General features: G+C 67.7%; 16 protein-coding genes. 4 read left to right on the top strand and 12 right to left on the bottom strand.

The features are described 5' to 3' along the window. Positions 1–270 precede the first annotated feature (270 nt). From QR78_RS13450 to QR78_RS13430, 6 genes are all read right to left on the bottom strand, one after another. A complete protein-coding gene (locus tag QR78_RS13450) occupies positions 271–1,557 on the bottom strand; it encodes an MFS transporter (protein WP_048428035.1) in 1,287 nt (428 codons plus the stop codon). Between the two features lie 198 nt (positions 1,558–1,755). Next, the gene (locus tag QR78_RS13445; protein ID WP_048428034.1) at positions 1,756–2,607 is read right to left on the bottom strand and encodes a fumarylacetoacetate hydrolase family protein; all 852 of its coding nucleotides are present in this window, start codon (positions 2,605–2,607) and stop codon (positions 1,756–1,758) included. Then, positions 2,604–3,314, bottom strand: coding sequence for a hypothetical protein (locus QR78_RS31930; protein ID WP_053220908.1), 711 nt, complete (start codon positions 3,312–3,314; stop codon positions 2,604–2,606). Before QR78_RS31930 ends, QR78_RS13445 begins: the two co-directional genes overlap by 4 nt. Positions 3,315–3,368: 54 nt before the next feature. Continuing rightward, the gene (locus tag QR78_RS13435; protein WP_048428033.1) at positions 3,369–4,412 is read right to left on the bottom strand and encodes an NAD-dependent epimerase/dehydratase family protein; all 1,044 of its coding nucleotides are present in this window, start codon (positions 4,410–4,412) and stop codon (positions 3,369–3,371) included. A gap of 209 nt (positions 4,413–4,621) precedes the next feature. Beyond that, positions 4,622–5,257: a TetR family transcriptional regulator gene (locus QR78_RS32765; protein WP_158004040.1), complete on the bottom strand. Its 636-nt coding sequence runs from the start codon at positions 5,255–5,257 to the stop codon at positions 4,622–4,624. Between the two features lie 415 nt (positions 5,258–5,672). Next, on the bottom strand, positions 5,673–6,326 hold the full coding sequence (locus QR78_RS13430; protein ID WP_048428097.1) for a DUF938 domain-containing protein: 654 nt from the start codon (positions 6,324–6,326) through the stop codon (positions 5,673–5,675). Between the two features lie 254 nt (positions 6,327–6,580). Between QR78_RS13430 and msrA the strand changes: the two genes are divergently transcribed. Both msrA and QR78_RS13420 read left to right on the top strand, forming a co-directional pair. Continuing rightward, positions 6,581–7,090: a peptide-methionine (S)-S-oxide reductase MsrA gene (gene msrA / locus QR78_RS13425; protein WP_048428032.1), complete on the top strand. Its 510-nt coding sequence runs from the start codon at positions 6,581–6,583 to the stop codon at positions 7,088–7,090. A gap of 480 nt (positions 7,091–7,570) precedes the next feature. Next, positions 7,571–7,864: a hypothetical protein gene (locus tag QR78_RS13420; RefSeq protein WP_048428031.1), complete on the top strand. Its 294-nt coding sequence runs from the start codon at positions 7,571–7,573 to the stop codon at positions 7,862–7,864. 586 nt (positions 7,865–8,450) lie between these two features. Here the strand turns inward: QR78_RS13420 and QR78_RS13410 are convergent. Genes QR78_RS13410 through QR78_RS13400 form a run of 3 tightly spaced genes read right to left on the bottom strand, consistent with a single transcriptional unit; the run spans position 8,451 to position 10,816 of the window. After that, positions 8,451–9,452, bottom strand: a complete 1,002-nt coding sequence (locus QR78_RS13410) for an autotransporter outer membrane beta-barrel domain-containing protein (RefSeq protein WP_082171669.1) — start codon at positions 9,450–9,452, stop codon at positions 8,451–8,453. Positions 9,453–9,479: 27 nt separating this feature from the next. Continuing rightward, entirely contained in the window at positions 9,480–10,244 is a 765-nt protein-coding gene (locus QR78_RS13405) for a hypothetical protein (RefSeq protein ID WP_048428028.1), read from the bottom strand. Continuing rightward, complete coding sequence (locus QR78_RS13400; RefSeq protein WP_048428027.1) at positions 10,241–10,816, bottom strand: hypothetical protein; 576 nt, start codon at positions 10,814–10,816, stop codon at positions 10,241–10,243. Before QR78_RS13400 ends, QR78_RS13405 begins: the two co-directional genes overlap by 4 nt. A gap of 291 nt (positions 10,817–11,107) precedes the next feature. Here QR78_RS13400 and QR78_RS13395 point away from each other — a divergent pair, with 291 nt between their 5' ends. Then, positions 11,108–11,623, top strand: coding sequence for an MmgE/PrpD family protein (locus tag QR78_RS13395; RefSeq protein WP_244278477.1), 516 nt, complete (start codon positions 11,108–11,110; stop codon positions 11,621–11,623). Then, the gene (locus QR78_RS13390; RefSeq protein WP_202972801.1) at positions 11,620–13,098 is read left to right on the top strand and encodes a dihydroorotase; all 1,479 of its coding nucleotides are present in this window, start codon (positions 11,620–11,622) and stop codon (positions 13,096–13,098) included. Before QR78_RS13395 ends, QR78_RS13390 begins: the two co-directional genes overlap by 4 nt. Before the next feature lie 253 nt (positions 13,099–13,351). Here the strand turns inward: QR78_RS13390 and atzF are convergent, their stop codons facing one another. From atzF to QR78_RS13375, 3 genes are all read right to left on the bottom strand, one after another. Further along, complete coding sequence (gene atzF / locus QR78_RS13385) at positions 13,352–15,157, bottom strand: allophanate hydrolase (RefSeq protein WP_089504297.1); 1,806 nt, start codon at positions 15,155–15,157, stop codon at positions 13,352–13,354. Further along, positions 15,154–15,543 carry an oxalurate catabolism protein HpxZ gene (gene hpxZ / locus QR78_RS13380; protein ID WP_048428095.1) on the bottom strand — a complete coding sequence of 130 codons (390 nt, stop codon included), beginning with the start codon at positions 15,541–15,543 and terminating at the stop codon, positions 15,154–15,156. Before hpxZ ends, atzF begins: the two co-directional genes overlap by 4 nt. 336 nt (positions 15,544–15,879) lie before the next feature. Further along, on the bottom strand, positions 15,880–17,109 hold a 1,230-nt coding region (locus QR78_RS13375), incomplete at its 5' end, for an AtzE family amidohydrolase (RefSeq protein WP_048428025.1).

Raw genomic sequence — 17,109 nt, 5'->3', positions numbered from 1 at the left:
CAAGTCTCAATCTGGATCATGTGATTGCCGTTGCATCTGCCGCGGCTGGCCGATTCCCGTCGGCCTGTCAGGCTGACGCAGCGATGACAGACCTCGTACGACCACGATGTCACGTCGAACGGATGCGCTTCATACCAACGGCCTCGAAAGCTCACGCATCAGGCCGTCGACCATTCTTCAATGGTTGACGCCAAGCCCAGCAGTCCGGAACCCTGGGCTTGGCGGAAACTTCAGAACGGAACCAAACTTCCTTTTCAACGACCGTTGGTATCATGCCTCTTCGAGGGCTTTGCCGTTGGTTTCCGGCAGGATGCAGGTGCAGAGAAAGACGATGGCGTAAGCCGAGGTCGTGAAGATGCCGATCGCCATCGCGAGGGAGATATGCGTGCTCAGTTGCCCGACGATGAATGGAAAGGTCGCTCCGACCGCCCGTCCGAAGTTGTAGGAGAATCCCATTCCAGATCCCCGTACGCGGGTCGGAAACAGTTCCGTGAAATAGGCGCCGAGGCCGCTATAGGTCCCGGAGCTGAAGAACCCCAGAGGAAATCCAAGAAGCAACGTCCATGTATTGCCAATCGGCAGAACCGTGTAGCTGATGGTCGCAATGATCGTGCAGACCGAGAAGAGCACGAAAGTGGGGCGGCGCCCGATCAGGTCGGTGCAATAGGCCCCGGCGGCATAACCGAGCCAGGCTGCACCGATCACGACGGCGAGGTAGCCCGAGGAATTGAGTACGGACAGGTGGCGCTCGGTCTGAAGGTAGGTAGGCAGCCACGTGATGACGGCGTAGTACCCGCCCTGCACGCCGGTCGAGAGCAGCGAGGCGAAGATCGTCGTACGAAGCAGGTCGGGGGCGAAGATCGCTGCGAAGCGCTCGCCATGGCGCGTCCCATGGGCCGTGCGGGCGGTGGGGGAGGGCGTATCCGCGGGAACGTATTTGCGCAGGTAGAGGACGAAGCCCGCCGGCAGGAACCCGACGAAGAAGAGAGCTCGCCAAGCCAGATGCTCCGGCAGGAGTTGGAAGCAGATGGTGTAGACGAGGACGGCCGCTCCCCATCCGACGGCGTAGGCGCTCTGGACGAAGCCGAGGGCCTTGCCGCGGTGCTGCGGCCTGACCATCTCGCCGATCAACGCGGCGCCGACAGCCCACTCGGCACCGAAGCCAAGCCCCTGCAGCGCCCGCACGACGAGCAAGGATTCGAAGGAGTTGGTGAGTCCACACAGGGCCGTGAAGACGGAGAACCAGACAATCGTGACCTGCAGGGTCACGAGCCGACCGAAGCGGTCCGACAGGATGCCTCCGAGCCAACCGCCGAGGGCCGAGACAAGCAGCGTGGTCGTCGCGATCGTCCCTGCTTCGGAGCGCGACATGCTCCAGAGCGTCATCAGCGTGGGAATCGCGAAGCTGTAGAGAACGATGTCCATTGCATCGAGGCCGAAGCCGCCGAACGATCCCCAGAATGTTCGTCGTTCGCCCTTCGTCATGCCTCCGAACCAAGAAAACATAGTCGAGCGCGCCGATGGCGCCTCCACGAGCACCCCGTGTCCGGTATCCATGGTGCGATCCTCCTCTTTTGTCGTTGATTTCGACTTTGCATCACGATTGGCGCGTCAAGTGCAAAATTCGAGTCGAGGAGCAATATATACGCTTGGATGATCAATATTTAAAACGCAATGGCGATATAGATCGAGAAAATAGATTGATCTTCCCGGTTAGTATAATTCAACACGCCCCCAATCACCGATCGGCGCCGCTTACGCGTCGTCGTCGACGATCACCTCCTGCTGCTGGTCGCCGAGCCCCTCGATCGTGAGGTGCATCACGTCGCCAGGCTTCAGGTAGACGGGCGGCTTCATTCCCAGACCGACGCCCGGCGGGGTGCCGGTCGTGACGACGTCGCCGGGGTGGAGCGTCATGAAGGAACTCAGGTAGCTCACCAGCGTGGCGACCCCGAAGATCATCGTGCGCGTCGATCCTGTCTGGCGGCGCACGCCATTGACATCGAGGGTCATGGCCAGAGCGCCGGGATCGGGAACATCCTCGCGCGTCACCAGCCAAGGACCCATGGGCGCGAAGCTGTCGTGGCTCTTGCCCTTGGTCCACTGGCCCTGACGTTCGGTCTGCCACGCTCGCTCCGAGACATCGTTGACGATGAGGTAGCCGGCGACGTGATCCAATGCCTGCGCCTCTGCGACATTCTTGGCGCGCGTGCCGATCACAAAAGCGAGTTCGACTTCCCAGTCGGCCTTTGTCGCCCTGGCGGGCAGGCGCACGGGATCGTAGGGCCCCGAGATCGCACTCGTCGCCTTCATGAACACGATCGGCTCCGTGGGGACCGGCAGGCCGGATTCCTCGGCATGATCAGAATAGTTCAGGCCGATGCCGATCAGCTTGCCGACGCGGCCCACGCACGGCCCGAGCCGGGCGCCGGTGGGAGCGAAGGGCAGGAGCGACAGGTCGAGCTCGCGCAGGCGGTCGAGGCCCGCCGGCGAGAGAGCGCGGCCGTCGATCTCGTCGACGACGCCGAGCAGGCTGCGGATTCGACCCTCGGTGTCGATGATGCCCGGGATTTCTCGGCCATCCTCACCGTATCTGACGAGCTTCATGCCGCCCCTCCTTCGCGTACAGCCGGCGCCCGGTGCGCCATCTCTAGCCAGTAATGTCCGCGGGTCTCATGGTGACGTGGGGCCGGCCGCGCGAGACCCTCGTCGCCCGCCGCGACTGGATCGTGGACGGCGTCTGGCGGACGATCGTGCTCGATGAACACGAGATGGGTCTGCGATCCGGGGCCACCGCCATAGATCGCGCGCTCCGAAGTCGTGATGTTGGCAATCGCGGCGTTCGAGCGAAACAACCGGACGCGAGTCACGCCGCGGATGCGGCACGCGGCTGCAATCCAGTCGTCGGCGTAAAGGTCTTCATCGCCCGGCGCGAGATCGAACTGCAATGCCGTAATGTAGGGCGAGGCGAAAGCGCTTGCGAGGCCGACCTCGGCGATGGTCGTGTAGACATTCCTCACCGGATCGCGGAAATGCCGGAGTGCCTCCCGCGTCCAGTCCGTGGGGGCGTTCAAGGCCGCGAGGTAAGCCTCCGAGCCAAGGACCGCCGGCCCGTCGGTCTCGTAGAACATCAGGAATTGCGGCGAGTCGCCGATGACGCGATACCGGCGCCCCTCGCGAAACCCCGGTATGGAGACGCGCTCGATGATGTGCTCGCAATTGTGCCATTGCTGGTACCGGAGCACGTAATCGGGATCGATGCTGGCCCAAAAGGCCATCAGGCCCCCGGTCGTGGTGGCGTGCGTATCCGTCATGGGATGGCTCCGAACTCTGGACGCCGCGCGCGGCGTAAGCGCGTGATGTCGACCTCAGAACTGCCCGGCGCGCTCCTCGTAATGCGTCGGCTTGTGGTGGGAGGGCATGTCGCGGGCGATCCAGTCCGCCACCCAGTCGATCATCTGCGCCAGCGACACGGTCGGGTAGCCGTAGAGACGCTGCGCGGCCAGGGTGGTGTTGTACCACCCGGTCTGCGCTTCCTCGCCGCTGAAGACCGGATCGCGGCCGAGCCGGCGGCCGAATTCATTCGCGACGAGGCGGACGCTCATATGCTCCGGGCCGCCGACGTTCAAAGGCGTCGTCGGTGTCGTGCAATGCGCCAGGGCCCCCAGGATCTGCGCGTTGCTGTCGCCTTGCCAGATCACCGAGGCGTAGGCCGTGGCGATCGGGATGGGTGTTCCATCGCGAACCCAGGTCGCGATGTCGTGGAGCACGCCGTAGCGCATGTCGATCGCGTAGTTCAGCCGGATCAGCCGCCCCGGCGTGCCGTGTCGGCGAGAGAAGAACGAGAAAATGCGCTCGCGCCCCGCACAACTCGTGGCGTAGTCGCCTGTCGGTCCCGGCTCGACGGTCTCGTCCCAGCCGCCGCCGACGATGGGCGCGAACGGATACACGCACAGGGTTGAGAAGGCGACAATACGGGATGACCGGAAGCGCTCGGCCACCAGCGCCGGGACATGGGTGTTCATGGCCCAGCTAAAGCTCGGATCCTCATCGGTGCCGAATTTCTTGCCAGCCATGTAGACGATATTGGGGACGTCGGGCAGCGCGGCGACGGAGTCGCGGTCCAGCAGGTCGCAGCTGATGGCATCGATGCCCCAGCTCTCGAGCCTCTCGCGCAATCCTGGCTCTGAAAAGCGGGCGACGCCTATGACGCGCTTCTCCGGAGCCGCTCGCTTGGCCATGCGTGCCAGGGTCGGCCCGACCTTGCCGCCGACGCCCAGGACCATAATGTCACCCGGTGTCTTTTCCAGAAGAGCTGGGAGCCAGGCGGTCGGCCTCGACAGCAGCTCCTCCAGCGCGTCCTCGTCCTTAATCGTCGACGGAAGGCGGTCCGCGTGCAGGGTCGCGCTCATCGTTTCCTCCTATTTAATTAAGTAATTACTTAGCTCTCTCGGCCATGCGGTCAATCGCCGAATGGAGCAGACATCGCGATCGATCTGCGTCATGCCGCCGCAGGCACTAAGCGGCGAAGGCCAGCGTCTCGAGCATCAGTGCCGAGCAATGATTTTATGTATAAGCAGAATGCCGAATCAGATAAAGACCTGAAAATCACATCTACTTACTAGATAGGACGAAGATATCCCATGATAACATCACAAATAAAATTTTCCCTTTCGGCAAGATTTTCCTTTGAATCGAGGTCTCTTCGCAAAATTGCTCCCAATGTATATCGATTTGAAAGATAGAAATATCCTTCGGCATTGATCGATATAAATAATTGCGTCGGATCTACGTCGCCGCGAAACATGCCACCGGCGCTACCGCGATCAAGCGTATCTTTAATGAAATCCAGAAGCGTATCGTACAGACTGGATATCAGGCTTGAGCCCCGAACGTGGCGCCCAAGCTGCATGTTCTCGGCGGTTAGAAGTCCAATAATTTCTGGAAATTCGATTGCCATTCGAAAAGTTGCGATGATAAGCCTGCGCATCGCCTCGTCGGGAGGGAGGTTTCTCAGCTCGAGATCTCCATGGTGAGACCTTACGATACTATACGCCGCCTCCATTACTACGACAAAAAGATTTTCTTTATCTTGAAAATAGTGATAAACAAGATTTATATTAACTTTCGCTTTTGCTGCAATCGACTGTACTCTCGCCCCGTCAAACCCCTTGTGGGCAAATTCGGATGTCGCAGCATCTAGGATGCGCGCCTTGGTCGCGACGGCGTCGCGTTGCGGAGTGTTTCTGGTAGCCACTGATGTTCTCTTACGACTATCGTCGTGATAGCTGGACAATGAAGGACGCACAAGCGTTGCATCAATCGGTATAATTTTCTGCAGTAGTCGTAGGCTTTTTCAAATTTCCGCTGCAGGCCTGCAACAACATACTACAGGTAGAGCGCATGGGTCTAAAGTCGATCGACGGCGCAACCGGCGAAGTTGCGATCGCTGCGGCTGATTCGAGCTCGCGACCGAGGCCGACCAGGATCGCTTGGTGACGCGGCCCCGGCAGACCGTCCGAGGATTGGTAGCGCGATGCGCCTGACAGAGCTGGATGTAGGTGGCGGAAGGCTGGGTGCGTAGCGGAGACGCTTGCAACCTCCGCTTCAATATAGGCGCTTCCGTTTAAAGGAAATCGCCAGCGGCAGGGTCGGCGGCGCACGGCAGAGTCTCAAGGATTGCGGTAGCGGCCTCTCCGGTAGACCAAGCTGAAATTGTTGGCCGGCATCGGAATACCCTCGACGAGGCTCAAGCCCTGAGCCAGGCCAGCTTCAGAAATCGCTTCGACATCCCGCACGCCCCACGCGGGGTCGCGAGCACGCAGGTCCGCATCAAAGGTCGCGTTGCTGGGAGCCGTGTGGGCTCCCGCGACCCTGAACGGGCCGTACAGGTAGAGCAGGCCACCTTCAGGAAGGATGCCGCCGGCTCCCGCCATCAACCCCACCGTTGCCGACCACGGCGCGATATGGGTCATGTTGATTGCCAGCACCGCATCGGCGCGCGCCACCGGCCAAGGCTGCGCGCGGGCATCGAGGGATTGCGGAGCAAGGACATTGTCCAAGCCGGTGTCATGTGCGTGTGCCGCGATACTCCTCAGTGCTCTTGGATCAGCATCGGTCGGTTGCCAGCGCAGGCGAGGTAACGCGGACGCAAAGTGAATGATGTGCTCGCCCGACCCACTGGCCACCTCCAGAACCAAGCCGGACGCCGGGAGCAGACGGTGCAGGACGTCGAGGATCGGCTCTCTGTTCCGCGCCACGGCTGGCGCGAACAAGGCATCGCCGGTTGAAAGAGGTTGGATCAAGACCGCGTCCCATTCCAGCATGACATGCTTCACGATGAGCATCGGCCCTCGTGAGGTAGCGCGATCCTGGACGCCGACCAGTGCGCGGAGGCGGCTGGCATTTGGTCCGCTGGTCATGTCCGAGCTGAGATCCCGATTTCGCCCGGCGAAGCTCCATCCCACACATGAGTGGGGGTGGCATGGGCAGCCTCATGATCCGCGCAAGGCCTCGGATCGCTGGCCCCGCTGCCTATCTATCTGGAACGATGGGGGCCGGTCTGCACGAGGAGAGTACGATGGCCTACGAAAGAGCGGTGCTGGCGGGCGGGTGTTTCTGGGGCATGCAGGCCCTTGTCCGCCGTCAGGAAGGGGTTGTCGCGACCCGAGTAGGTTATACCGGCGGCGACGTAGCGAACGCGACCTACCGCAATCACGGCACCCACGCGGAGGCCATCGAAATCACCTACGATCCGGCGCGTACGAGCTTCCGCCGGATCCTCGAGTTCTTCTTCCAGATTCATGATCCAACGACCCCGAACCGCCAGGGCAACGACCGTGGCCTGAGCTATCGCTCTGCCGTCTTCTACGTCGACGACGAGCAGCGCCGCGTAGCGGAGGAGACCATCGCCGACGTCGAGGCCTCCGGCCTCTGGCCTGGGCGGGTGGTCACCGAGCTGGCACCCGCCGGACCGTTTTGGGAGGCCGAGCCGGAGCATCAGGATTATCTGGAGCGCCATCCCAACGGCTATACCTGCCACTTCGTCCGACCGAATTGGCGGCTGCCGGTCCGGTCCGCGGCCGAATAGCCGAGAGTTCCCGTGGCATCGCCTGCGGACGATGCCTTCGTCACGCGCACTGGGCAGAGGCTGCAATCCTGCACCGTCAACGGGCTGACGAACCCTCGTCATGTCCTGGTGATGGCGGCTGCTCGCAAGACGGCCCGGCAAGCCGGGCCTTCCGACTGGAACCCGAACCGGCGGAGCGATCGACGGTGCCGGATCCACCTATTTTGGGGAGGCGCGCTGACGGGATGGGGCTGACGGTTGCTCGTACGTCGTCGACGAACGCAGCCGGGTTCTCCATTGCGGCGAAGTGGCCGCCCCTGATCGGCTGGTTGAAAAAGCGCAGGTCCGCAAATCGCCGCTCCGCAGTGATCCCGGCGCCTATCTCGCCGTCCTCGAACGACAAGCTCGACGCCAGAGTTCGAGCCCCTGGTTTTTCGGGAAACCTTCCGGCGCTTCGAGCGTAGCGTTGGCTTCAGACATCCAGCCAGAGGACCGAGCGCAATGGAACCGATGAAGCCGATGGAACCCATGAAGCCGATGGAGCCGATGAAGGGCTCGGAGCCCTGGTGGCCGCAGGAGCTGGGCCAGCCGTCGAGCAGCGGTGGCCAGAACGGCATGCGCTACGCGTTCTTCCCCGACAAGCAGCGACTCCTCGTCGAGACCGACGGCAAGCTGATTACCTACGATAGCGGCGACCACCGCATCAGCGGCGTCTCCCAGTCGAACGGCCAGGTACCGAGCTTTACCACGCAGGATGGCGACGTGAATGTGAACGACCTCGAGGTCGTGGATTGAAGGAGGCTCCCGCGCCGGATCAAGCCAAGGGGCGGGGAGGCCCTGTCGGGACGGAGGACCAGCGCTCAATGATCTGGGGCACGTCGCGTGCCGGCTCGGGCTTGGCGCTGACCCGCCGGTTGATCATCCTCACGAACGCTGATGTGAACGAGGAGGCGGTGAACTCGCGGGCCTTGACCCGATAGTCACTCGCGGTGTCCTCGCTGTCCCTGGCGAGCCAGGCCAGCCGGGACATGTTGCAGCTGCTACGCTGATCGACTTGGACGCCAGCAGCGGAGCCTTTCGGGGCTTCGCTGCTGCGATGCGCGATGGGTGCACCGAGATACCCTGGGAGCTCCCAGCGTGCGGCATTCCAGGGACCAGTTCGCCCCTATGCCCCGTGCGGGGGAGGGCAGTCGGCGCTGACGTGTCAGGACCGCAAGAGAGGCCGGTTTGGCCTGCGTCTCCGCCAGGCCGCCGGTTGCGCCGGGCGAGGGGAGGTTCGCAGGCGTCTCGGAGAAAGCCCGGCATCGGCCGGCCGCATCGAGGCAAGAGACCCGTTCACCTCGATGTGAACCACGGTCCCGCTTTTGCCCGAACGAAAGGCTCACCAGCGATAGTTCACCCGGCCGGTGCCGCTGAAGACGTGCGACCGGTCCGCCAACTCGCTCTCGACCCTGACGCCGACGAAGAGGTTGGGCGTCAGGTTCAGCCCGAGATCGGCCGACAGCAGCGCCAGATCGGACACGGGGGCCGTCGCGTCGAGGCTGAAGCGGTCCGCCTTCGCCGCCTGGAAGCCCGCGACCACGTCCGGGTTGGACGAGGCCCGATGCAGCCAGGCCGCGCTGGCGCGGAGCGTCAGGTCCCGGTTGCCGTCGAGCGTGAAGGTCCGGTCGCGCGCCGCGCCGAGTTCGAACCGCGTGTCCCAGGTCGAGCGCCGGTCGAACCGGAGCCCGGCCGCCGAGAGTTGCGGGCCGGCTGCGGTCTCCGTGGAGGCGGGCGTCCGGAAGTCCTGCACCTGCAACGCGCCATAGGGCGCGAGGCCGGCGACCTCCGTCTCCAGACGGTATCCGGTCTCCAGCCGCGCGCCGTGATGCCAGCCGCGGAACCGCGAAGAGTAGCGCGTGCCGGTCAGCGGCAGCATGCGGTCGAGCACGGTGTCGTGACTGCCGAAGGACAAGGCCCCGGCGAGATAGGCCGCCTCGACGCGCTTCACGCCGTAGAGGCCGAACTGATAGACGTCGCTGCGTCCGTTCACCCAGTTGCTGGTCGAGAAGCTGGTCGAGCCGACGCTGACGGCGAGCCCGGCGAGCGTGTCCTTGTCCGGCCGGGCATCGATGCCCAGAGCCTGCCCGCCGAGACGCGTCGAGAGTGTCCCCATGCCGACGCCCCGGGTCGAGGTCTGGCTGAGCCCGCCGAGATCCCGGCCCCACAGGTTCCAGGTCTGGCTCCTGTCGCTGCCGCCGGGCTGGCGGACGAGCGAGGTCATGAAGGCGTTCGACATCTGCGTGCCCACGGTCGAGACCGCGGAGGTCCCGGCGCCGCTCAGGTTATAATAGGCCTGATCGAGATCGCCGTGCTGGACGAGGCCCACCAGCCTGGGCAGCATGTCCCGGAAATGGCCCTGGCCGGCATTTTAGGCGTTGGCGATCACCTGGCCGATGACCCGGCCGCTCCGCGACAGCGCCTGGGGGGCGAAGTCGATGGTGGTGGCGAACGACAGCTTGCCGTCGCGGGCGCCCAAGACGTGGCCCAGGATCGCGCTGCTGCCGATCCGCAGCCCCGAGACGTCGAGGGTCTCGGCCGCGGTCAGGATCGTCCTGACGACCGTGCCGGGCTTGATCGTCGTGAGGTCGAGGATCGTCGGCCGTAATTGACCGGCGAGCTTGCCGGTGCCGGTGACCGCGAAGCTGTCGGCGGCCCCCGTCTTCTGGTCGAGTCGGATCCGGAGCGAGGCCGTGTCGGACTGGATCAGCGATCCGGTGATGACGGTCTTGCCCAGCGCGCCGCCATTGCCCAGCAGGCCGGCATTGTGCGGCGTGCCGCCGCCCAGGTCGAGCGACGTGCCGGCGTCGATGGTGCCCTCGGCCAGGTTGCGCAGGGTGTTGGCGCCGCCCTGGGCCAGCGTCACCGATCCGGTCAGCACGCCCTTGTTGGTGAAGGTCGTATCGCCCGAGAGCGTGCGGACGGTCTGCCCCGCCGCGCCGTCCCTCGTCGTGAGGTGGCCGGCATTGGTGATCTGGTTGACCGGGCTGTCGAGCCGCAGCGCCGACCCGCCCGGGCCGCCGGTGCCGGAAACCCCCGGGACGATAGTGATGATGGGGTCGGTGGTCGAGTGCGAGATGATTCCTGTCGAGCCGGTACCGTAGGTCTGGATGGAGGCATTGACAGAGACGTTCACCCACCCGGCCCGCCCCCTGCGCCTTGCACGACTCTGTTGGCGCCATCGAACACGATGCCGCCGCCGTGGACGGATTGAGCGATGACGCCATCAGACCAGCCGCCATAGGTGGTGATCGGCGCATTGACGGAGACGGTGACGTCGCCGCCATGCCCGGTACCACGGACGAAGGTGGTACCCCATACGCCCGATCCTCCACTCAGGACGATGCCGCCGCCGCCGACGCTCTGGGCGATGATGCCGGGTGAGTGGTGGCCGTAGGTGGTGATCGGGGCGTTGCTGCTCAGCCAGACCGGTCTCGCATCGGACCCGCTCTCGCCGCCGCCCAACTTCACCCAGCCGACCGCGACGGCGGTGCCGCCGCCGCCGATCGACTGGGCCAGGATGCCGGCCGAGTTGATCTCCCCGGTGCCGATCGAGCCGCTGTTGAGGACGGTGATCTTGCTGCCCGAGCCGCCCGCTCCGCCGCTGCCGCCCACGGCACGCGCCGAGCCGCCGAAGGCCGTCGTGGAGGTCGCCCTCGCGAAGCCGCCGGCGCCGCCGCCGACCGACTGCGCGGCGATGCCGGCCATGCCCGCCGGATTGCATGGGGGAGTGGTGCCGCCCTCGCAGGCCGCAGCGGTCGCCGAGCCGATCGTCAGCCTGCCGCTGTTGGTGATGGCGATGGCACCGCCGCTGCCGCCGAAGCCACCGATCTCTGAGCGACGATGGCACCGCCGCCAGCGGTCTTGATGTCGGCCCTGTTGGTGATGCCGACCGACCCGCCGCGTCCGCCGGCGACGCCGCTGCCTCCTGCCGACTTCTTGTCGCCGTTCTCGGCATCCCCACCGGCCCCGCCCTGCCCGCCGCCGCTTTGTGCCACGATGCCGAAGGCGGCGGCCGTCGCCGCGCTGACCTGCCGGGTGCCTGCGGGCGCGGCGCCGATCATCTGCGAGCCCTGGGGGGCCAAGCAGAATCCCGCCAGCGGGCACGCCGCACGCTGGAGCCTGCCGGTCGCGGTGGCGGCCCGCCTCGTCGAGGGCCGGGTCGACCTCGCGACCTTCGAGGCGCCGGCGAGCGGACCCGTCCTGGCGCTCGCCCGCCGCACCGCCTGGGAGCCGCTCGCGGGCGCCCGGTTTCCGGAGGTCTTCGAGGCCGAGATCGTCGCCGAGACGCGCGACGGCCTCCGGCACGAGATCCGGGTCGACGACGTCTACGGCAATGCCGGACGGCCTGCCGGCGACGATGCGGTCCGGGAGAAATTCCGCCGCAACGCCGCCCGCGGCCTCGCACCGGAGGAGGCCGCGTCCCTGGAGGCCGCCATCGACGCACTCGCCGAGGCCCCGCGCCTCGACGCCCTCACCCTGGCCCTCTCCCCCTCCGCCCGGAGCGACGCATGAGCATGGACCACGACCTCCTCATCCGCGGCGGCGACGCCGTCCTTCCCGGGCGCGGGCGCACGGCATGCGACATCGCCGTCCGTGACGGCCGGATCAGTGCGATCCTCGCGCCCGGCGCGCCCGCCTCGGCCGCAACCACGCTCGACGCGCGCGGCCTCGTCGTCCTGCCCGGTGCCATCGACGTCCATCTCCATCTCGGCCACGGCCGCGATATCGCCCGGCCGCGCGTGCCGGAGGATGCCGCCCGGGAGAGCGCGGCGGCGGTCGCCGGCGGGATCACCTGCTTCATCCCCTACCTGATGACGAGCGATCCCTTCGCGAGCGTGCTGCCGGAGGTGATCGGGGTCACCGAGGCCGGATCACGGATCGATTTCGGCTATCACCCGATCATCTCGACCGAGACGCAGCTCGCGGAGGTCGAGGCCTGCGCCCGGGAGCACGGCGCGCCGACCTTCAAGATCTTCATGAACAACCGGGGCGGGGAGGGCGCCCGCCTCGGCTTGCCGGACATCGACGACGGCTTCCTCCTGCGCCTGTGCGAGGCGGCGGCGCGAGCCGGCGGCATGGTCTGCCCGCATCCCGAGACGATCGAGCTCGCCTGGGTCACCCGCGAGCGCGCCAAGGCGGCGGACCCGGACGGCACCGGGGGGCTCGCGACCTGGAACGCCAGCCGGCCGCCCTTCGTCGAGGCCGATGCGGTGCAGCGGGCGGGTTTCATCGCCCGCACGGCCGGGGCGCCGCTCTACGTCGTGCACACCTCCTCGGGCGAGGCCCTGGCTGCGGGCCTGCGCCAACGCGAGGCGGGCGCGCAGCTCTTCCTCGAGACCTGCCCGCACTACCTGACCCATGACGTCGACTGGGACGGCGGCGAGACCGGCGGGAGCGATACGGCCAAGATCAACCCGCCCTTGCGCGCGGCGGCCGACCGCGAAGCCCTGTGGGCCGGCATCCTGTCGGGCTTCATCGATACGGTGGCGACCGACCACGTCCATCGCGGCCTCGACGCCAGAGCGGGTGGCATCTGGTCCGCCGCGCCGGGCTGCCCCGGCCTCGAGACCCTGCTGCCGGTCCTGCTGACCGAAGGCTATCATGCCCGCGGTCTCGACCTCGCCCGCGTGGTCGATCTCGTCTCGACCCGTCCGGCGCAGATCATGGGGCTTGCCCATCGCAAGGGCGCGATCGCGCCGGGTCTCGACGCCGATTTCGCCCTCGTCGACCTCGACGCCGAGTGGACCCTCACGCGCGCGGACGTTCGCTCGAGCGCCGGCGACTCGATCTACGAGGGGCGGCGGTTCCGGGGGGCGCGTGCTCCACACGGTCGTGCGCGGCCGGATGGCGCTGCGGGATCGTTCGCTCCAGGACGACGCCATCGGCACCGGCCGCTACGTTCCGCGACGGCTTGCCGCCGTTCGTCTCTGAAGGCCCGTCGCGTCCGTGAGATAAGGGCTCTCGCAACGCGAGAGCGGGGTGCGTGAGCCGGCACGAAGAGCGGTCAAGCAGTCCGCTCGATCGTGTGGAGGGTGATGACGCTGGCCTGCCGGAGCGGGAAGACCTCGTGGATGTCGGCGCGCCGTCCATCGCGAACGGGTGGATGGCGGGTGCGATCGAATCAGGCTTGGCGATGCTCGACTACCTGGCGATGCCGCGCCGGGTAATCTTGCCCAAATCCCGCGTGCCCGGCTCACCCGGGGCCGCACGCGGGCCTCTCCGTGTTGCAGCCTGCCGTCGTCAGATCCGCGCGCGAGCCTGCCCCGCAGCCAGATAGGCCCGCCATCCCCCGTGAGCGGAGACGTCCTCGGCGTCGCGCACGCCCTGCGGCTCGCAGAGGAATCCCTTCGGCGTGGTGCCGTCGGACAGCCGCAGAGTGCCGATGCCGAGGGGGGCGGGGATCGCCGCGACGAAGCGCCCGAAGGCCTCGGGCGTGAGAGCCCAGACCTCGGTGGCGATCGCCATACCGGCGCCGTCGGTCACCCGGATCAGGCCGGGACGACGCGGGCCCGCGCCCGGCAGGGCGAAGAGACGGTAATCGGGCGTGGTCGCGACCGCCCGCAGGAGCCGCCCACCGAGCGCGGTCAGCTCGCCGTTGAGGGGCAAGCCGGAGAGATGCGCGCCGACCACGGCCAGCTCGATCTCGTCGTCCGCCGCCCGCGGCGCGTCCGGCTCGGGGGCCTGCGGCGGCGCGACGCCGGTCGAGCCCATCGAGCAACCGCCGGCGCGGTGGAGGGCGTCGCCGAGGGAGATCAGCGCCGCGTCGCGGCCCGCCGGTGCGATCAGGGTGAGACCGGCCGGCCAGCCATCGGCGCGGGGACGGCTCGGGATCGCCAGGGCGCAGAGATCGAGCAGGTTGACGAAGTTGGTGTAGGTGCCGAGCTCGGCGTTGGGGCCGATCGGGTCGGCCTCCAGCGCCGCGACGGTCTGCGGCCGCGGGAAGGTCGGCACGCAGAGCGCATCGATGCCTTGCCAGACCGGCTCGGTGGCGCGGCGCAGTTCCGCCAGCCGGTAGCGGCCCGCGAAGGCGTCGGCGGCCGAGAAGGCGGTCGCACGTTCCGTGATGGCGCGGGTGACCGGGTGCAGCGCCTCGGGGGTCGCGGCGATGACGTCCCGGATCGCCTCCCAGCGCTCGGCCACCCACGGACCGTCGTAGAGGAGCGCGGCGGCGGCGAAGAACGGGGTCAGATCGACCGGCACCAGGGTCGCGCCGAGCGCCGCGAGATCGCCGAGGCCGGCATCGAAGGCGGCCTCCGACATCGCGTCGCCGGCAAATCGCCGGCTCTGCGCATCCGGCACGCCGATGCGCCGCGGCCCCGGCCCCGGCCCCGGCCGCCCGACCGGAACGGCGCGCGAGAACGGGTCGGCGGCGTCGAACCCGGCAAGGGCCGACACGCCCTCGAAGGCGTCCGCCGCGGTCAGCGCGAAGATCGACACGCAATCGAGGGTGCGGCAGGCCGGCACCACGCCGCGCGTGGAGAGCGCCCCGAGCGTGGGCTTGAGCCCGACGATGTTGTTGAGCCCCGCCGGCACCCGGCCGGAGCCGGCGGTGTCGGTGCCGAGCGCCAGCGGCACCAACCCCGCCGCCACCGCCACCGCGGAGCCCGAGGACGATCCGCCGGGCACGAGCGCCGGGTCGAGGGTGTTGCGCGGCACGCCGTAGGGCGAGCGCATGCCGACGAGGCCGGTGGCGAACTGGTCGAGATTGGTCTTGCCGATGATCAGCGCCCCGGCCTGCCGGAGCCGCGTCACCACCCCGGCGTCCTGCGCCGCGGGCCGCGCGTAATCCGGGCAGGCGCAGGTCGTGGGGAGGCCCGCGACGTCGATGTTGTCCTTGACGGCGACCGGGATGCCGTGGAGCGGGCCCGCCGGCAGGTCCCGGGCCTCTGCCGCCACCTCGGCCTCCGGCCGCAGGGTGAGGAAGACCGCCGGATCGGCGAGCGCCGCGATGCGCCGGTAGACCTCGCGCACGGCCTCTATCGGCGTGAGGGCTCCCGAGGCGTAGGCCTCGCGGTACTGGGCGACGGTGAGGGGAAACTCGCTCACGCCGACACCTCGTCGATCAGGCTCACATGCGCCGCGACCACGCGCCAGCCCTCGGGGAGGCGGGCCCAGGACTGCATCTGGCGCCCGACCTTGCCGGGATGCGCCTCGCGCCAGAACAGCGTCGAGGCGGTGGCGAAGTCGCGCCCGAAGGTGGTGATGACGGTCTCGTCGATGCGCCGCTCGACCCCGACCGGCGAGCGCGCCCGCCGAAACGCCCGGATCGCGTCCATGCCGTAGAGGTTCTCTCCGATGCCGTACCGGATCGTGCGGGGATCGTCCCAGAACAGAGCCTCGAGGGTCGGCACGTCGTTGGTAACGAGAGCGGTTTCGTACGCCGCGAAGGCCGCCTCGACCTCGGCTTTGACGTCGGGGATGTCGATATCCATGGAGTTTCCTCACGCAGTTTTCGAGTGGGCCGATCATGGCCTGGACGAGAAGTCGCGGGATCCCCTCTCCAGGCGATGCCGGGCTTGCCAGAGATCCTTGCCCGGTATCGCTGCAAGGTGCGGGAGAGGGGTAGGGGCGATCGAAGATCGCGCGAGGGTGCTACGGTTCTGAGTCTGGCACGAAGCGTCGAGCTATCAGCACGACGTTGAGTGCTCGAATAAGGACGGTGTCACCCTCACCCCCGACCCCTCTCCCACACGGGAGAGGGGGGACGTGCTCGACTTCGAGAGGTCGGAGTTGTTCGAGGGGTCGGTGCTGTTGCGAGGCACGCGGCCTCACCCCGCCACCGGCGCCGCCGCCACCCCCGCCGCCTCGATCGCCCCGGCGACCCGCAAGGCCAGGTCCTCCCGCCACGGTGCCGCGATCACCTGCACGGCGAGGGGCAATCCGCCTCCGACCCGCACCGGCACCGCGACGACCGGCAGGCCGATGAACGAGATCGGCTGGGTGAACACGCCGATATTCGGCCGCGCGGGGACGGTGACGCCGTCGAGCTCCATCGTCGCCTGGCCGATCCGGAGCGCCCGGCACGGCGTGCAGGGGGCGAGGATCACGTCGACGTCGTCGAAGAGCGCCAGCACCCGCTCCCGGTACCAGCTGCGGAAGCGCTGGGCCCGGTGGACCCAGGCGGCGGGGATCGTCGTGCCGGCGATCAGCCGGTCGCGCACCGCCGGGTCGTAGTCGCCCGGCCGCTCCCGCAGGCGGTCGAGATGCAGACCGGCGGCTTCCGCCGCCGTGATGATGAAGGCGGCGGCCCGAGCGCGCGCCGCTTCCGGGATCTCGACGGTGCGGGAGGCGCCCGAAGCCTCGGCGGCGAGCCTCACCGCCGTGAAGCAATCCGCCTCGCCGCCGCGGGCGAAGTATCCGCCGGCGACCGCGATCCGCAAGGACGTGGCGCCCTGCGCGAGCGCATCCGCAATGGGCTCGATCGCGCGCGGCGCCTGCCAGGGATCGTCGGGATCGGTGCCCTGCATCGCGTCGTAGGACAGCGCCAGGTCGGCGACCGAGCGCGCGAGCGGTCCCAGATGATCGAAGCTGCCGACGAACGGAAAGGAGCCCGCCCGCGACAGCCGGCCGAAGGTGGGCTTGAGCCCGAAGGTGCCGCAGAAGGCCGAGGGCACCCGGATCGACCCGTTGGTGTCCGAACCGAGCGCGAGAGGCACCATGCCGGCCGCCACCGCTCCGCCGGACCCGCCCGACGACCCGCCGGTCATCCGCGTGCGGTCGTGCGGGTTGCGCGAGGGGCCGTCATGGGCGTTCTCGCCGGTGAAGTCGTAGGCGTATTCCCCCATGTTGAGGGCGCCGACCAGCACCGCGCCGGCCGCCTCGAGCCGCCGGACCAGGGCGCCGTCGCGGGTGGCCGGCGCCCGCTCGCGGTTGATCCTGGAGCCGGCGCGGGTCGGCAGGCCGGCGACGTCGAACAGGTTCTTGACCGCGAAGGGCACGCCGGCGAGCGGCCCCACGCTCCGGCCGGCGGCCCGCTCGGCGTCGATCGCCGCGGCCCG

This window comes from Methylobacterium indicum, from assembly GCF_001043895.1.
Taxonomy (GTDB): Bacteria; Pseudomonadota; Alphaproteobacteria; order Rhizobiales; family Beijerinckiaceae; genus Methylobacterium; species Methylobacterium indicum.
The sequence above is the reverse complement of the archived record's forward strand: the minus strand, read 5'-3'. Positions and strand labels throughout refer to the sequence as shown.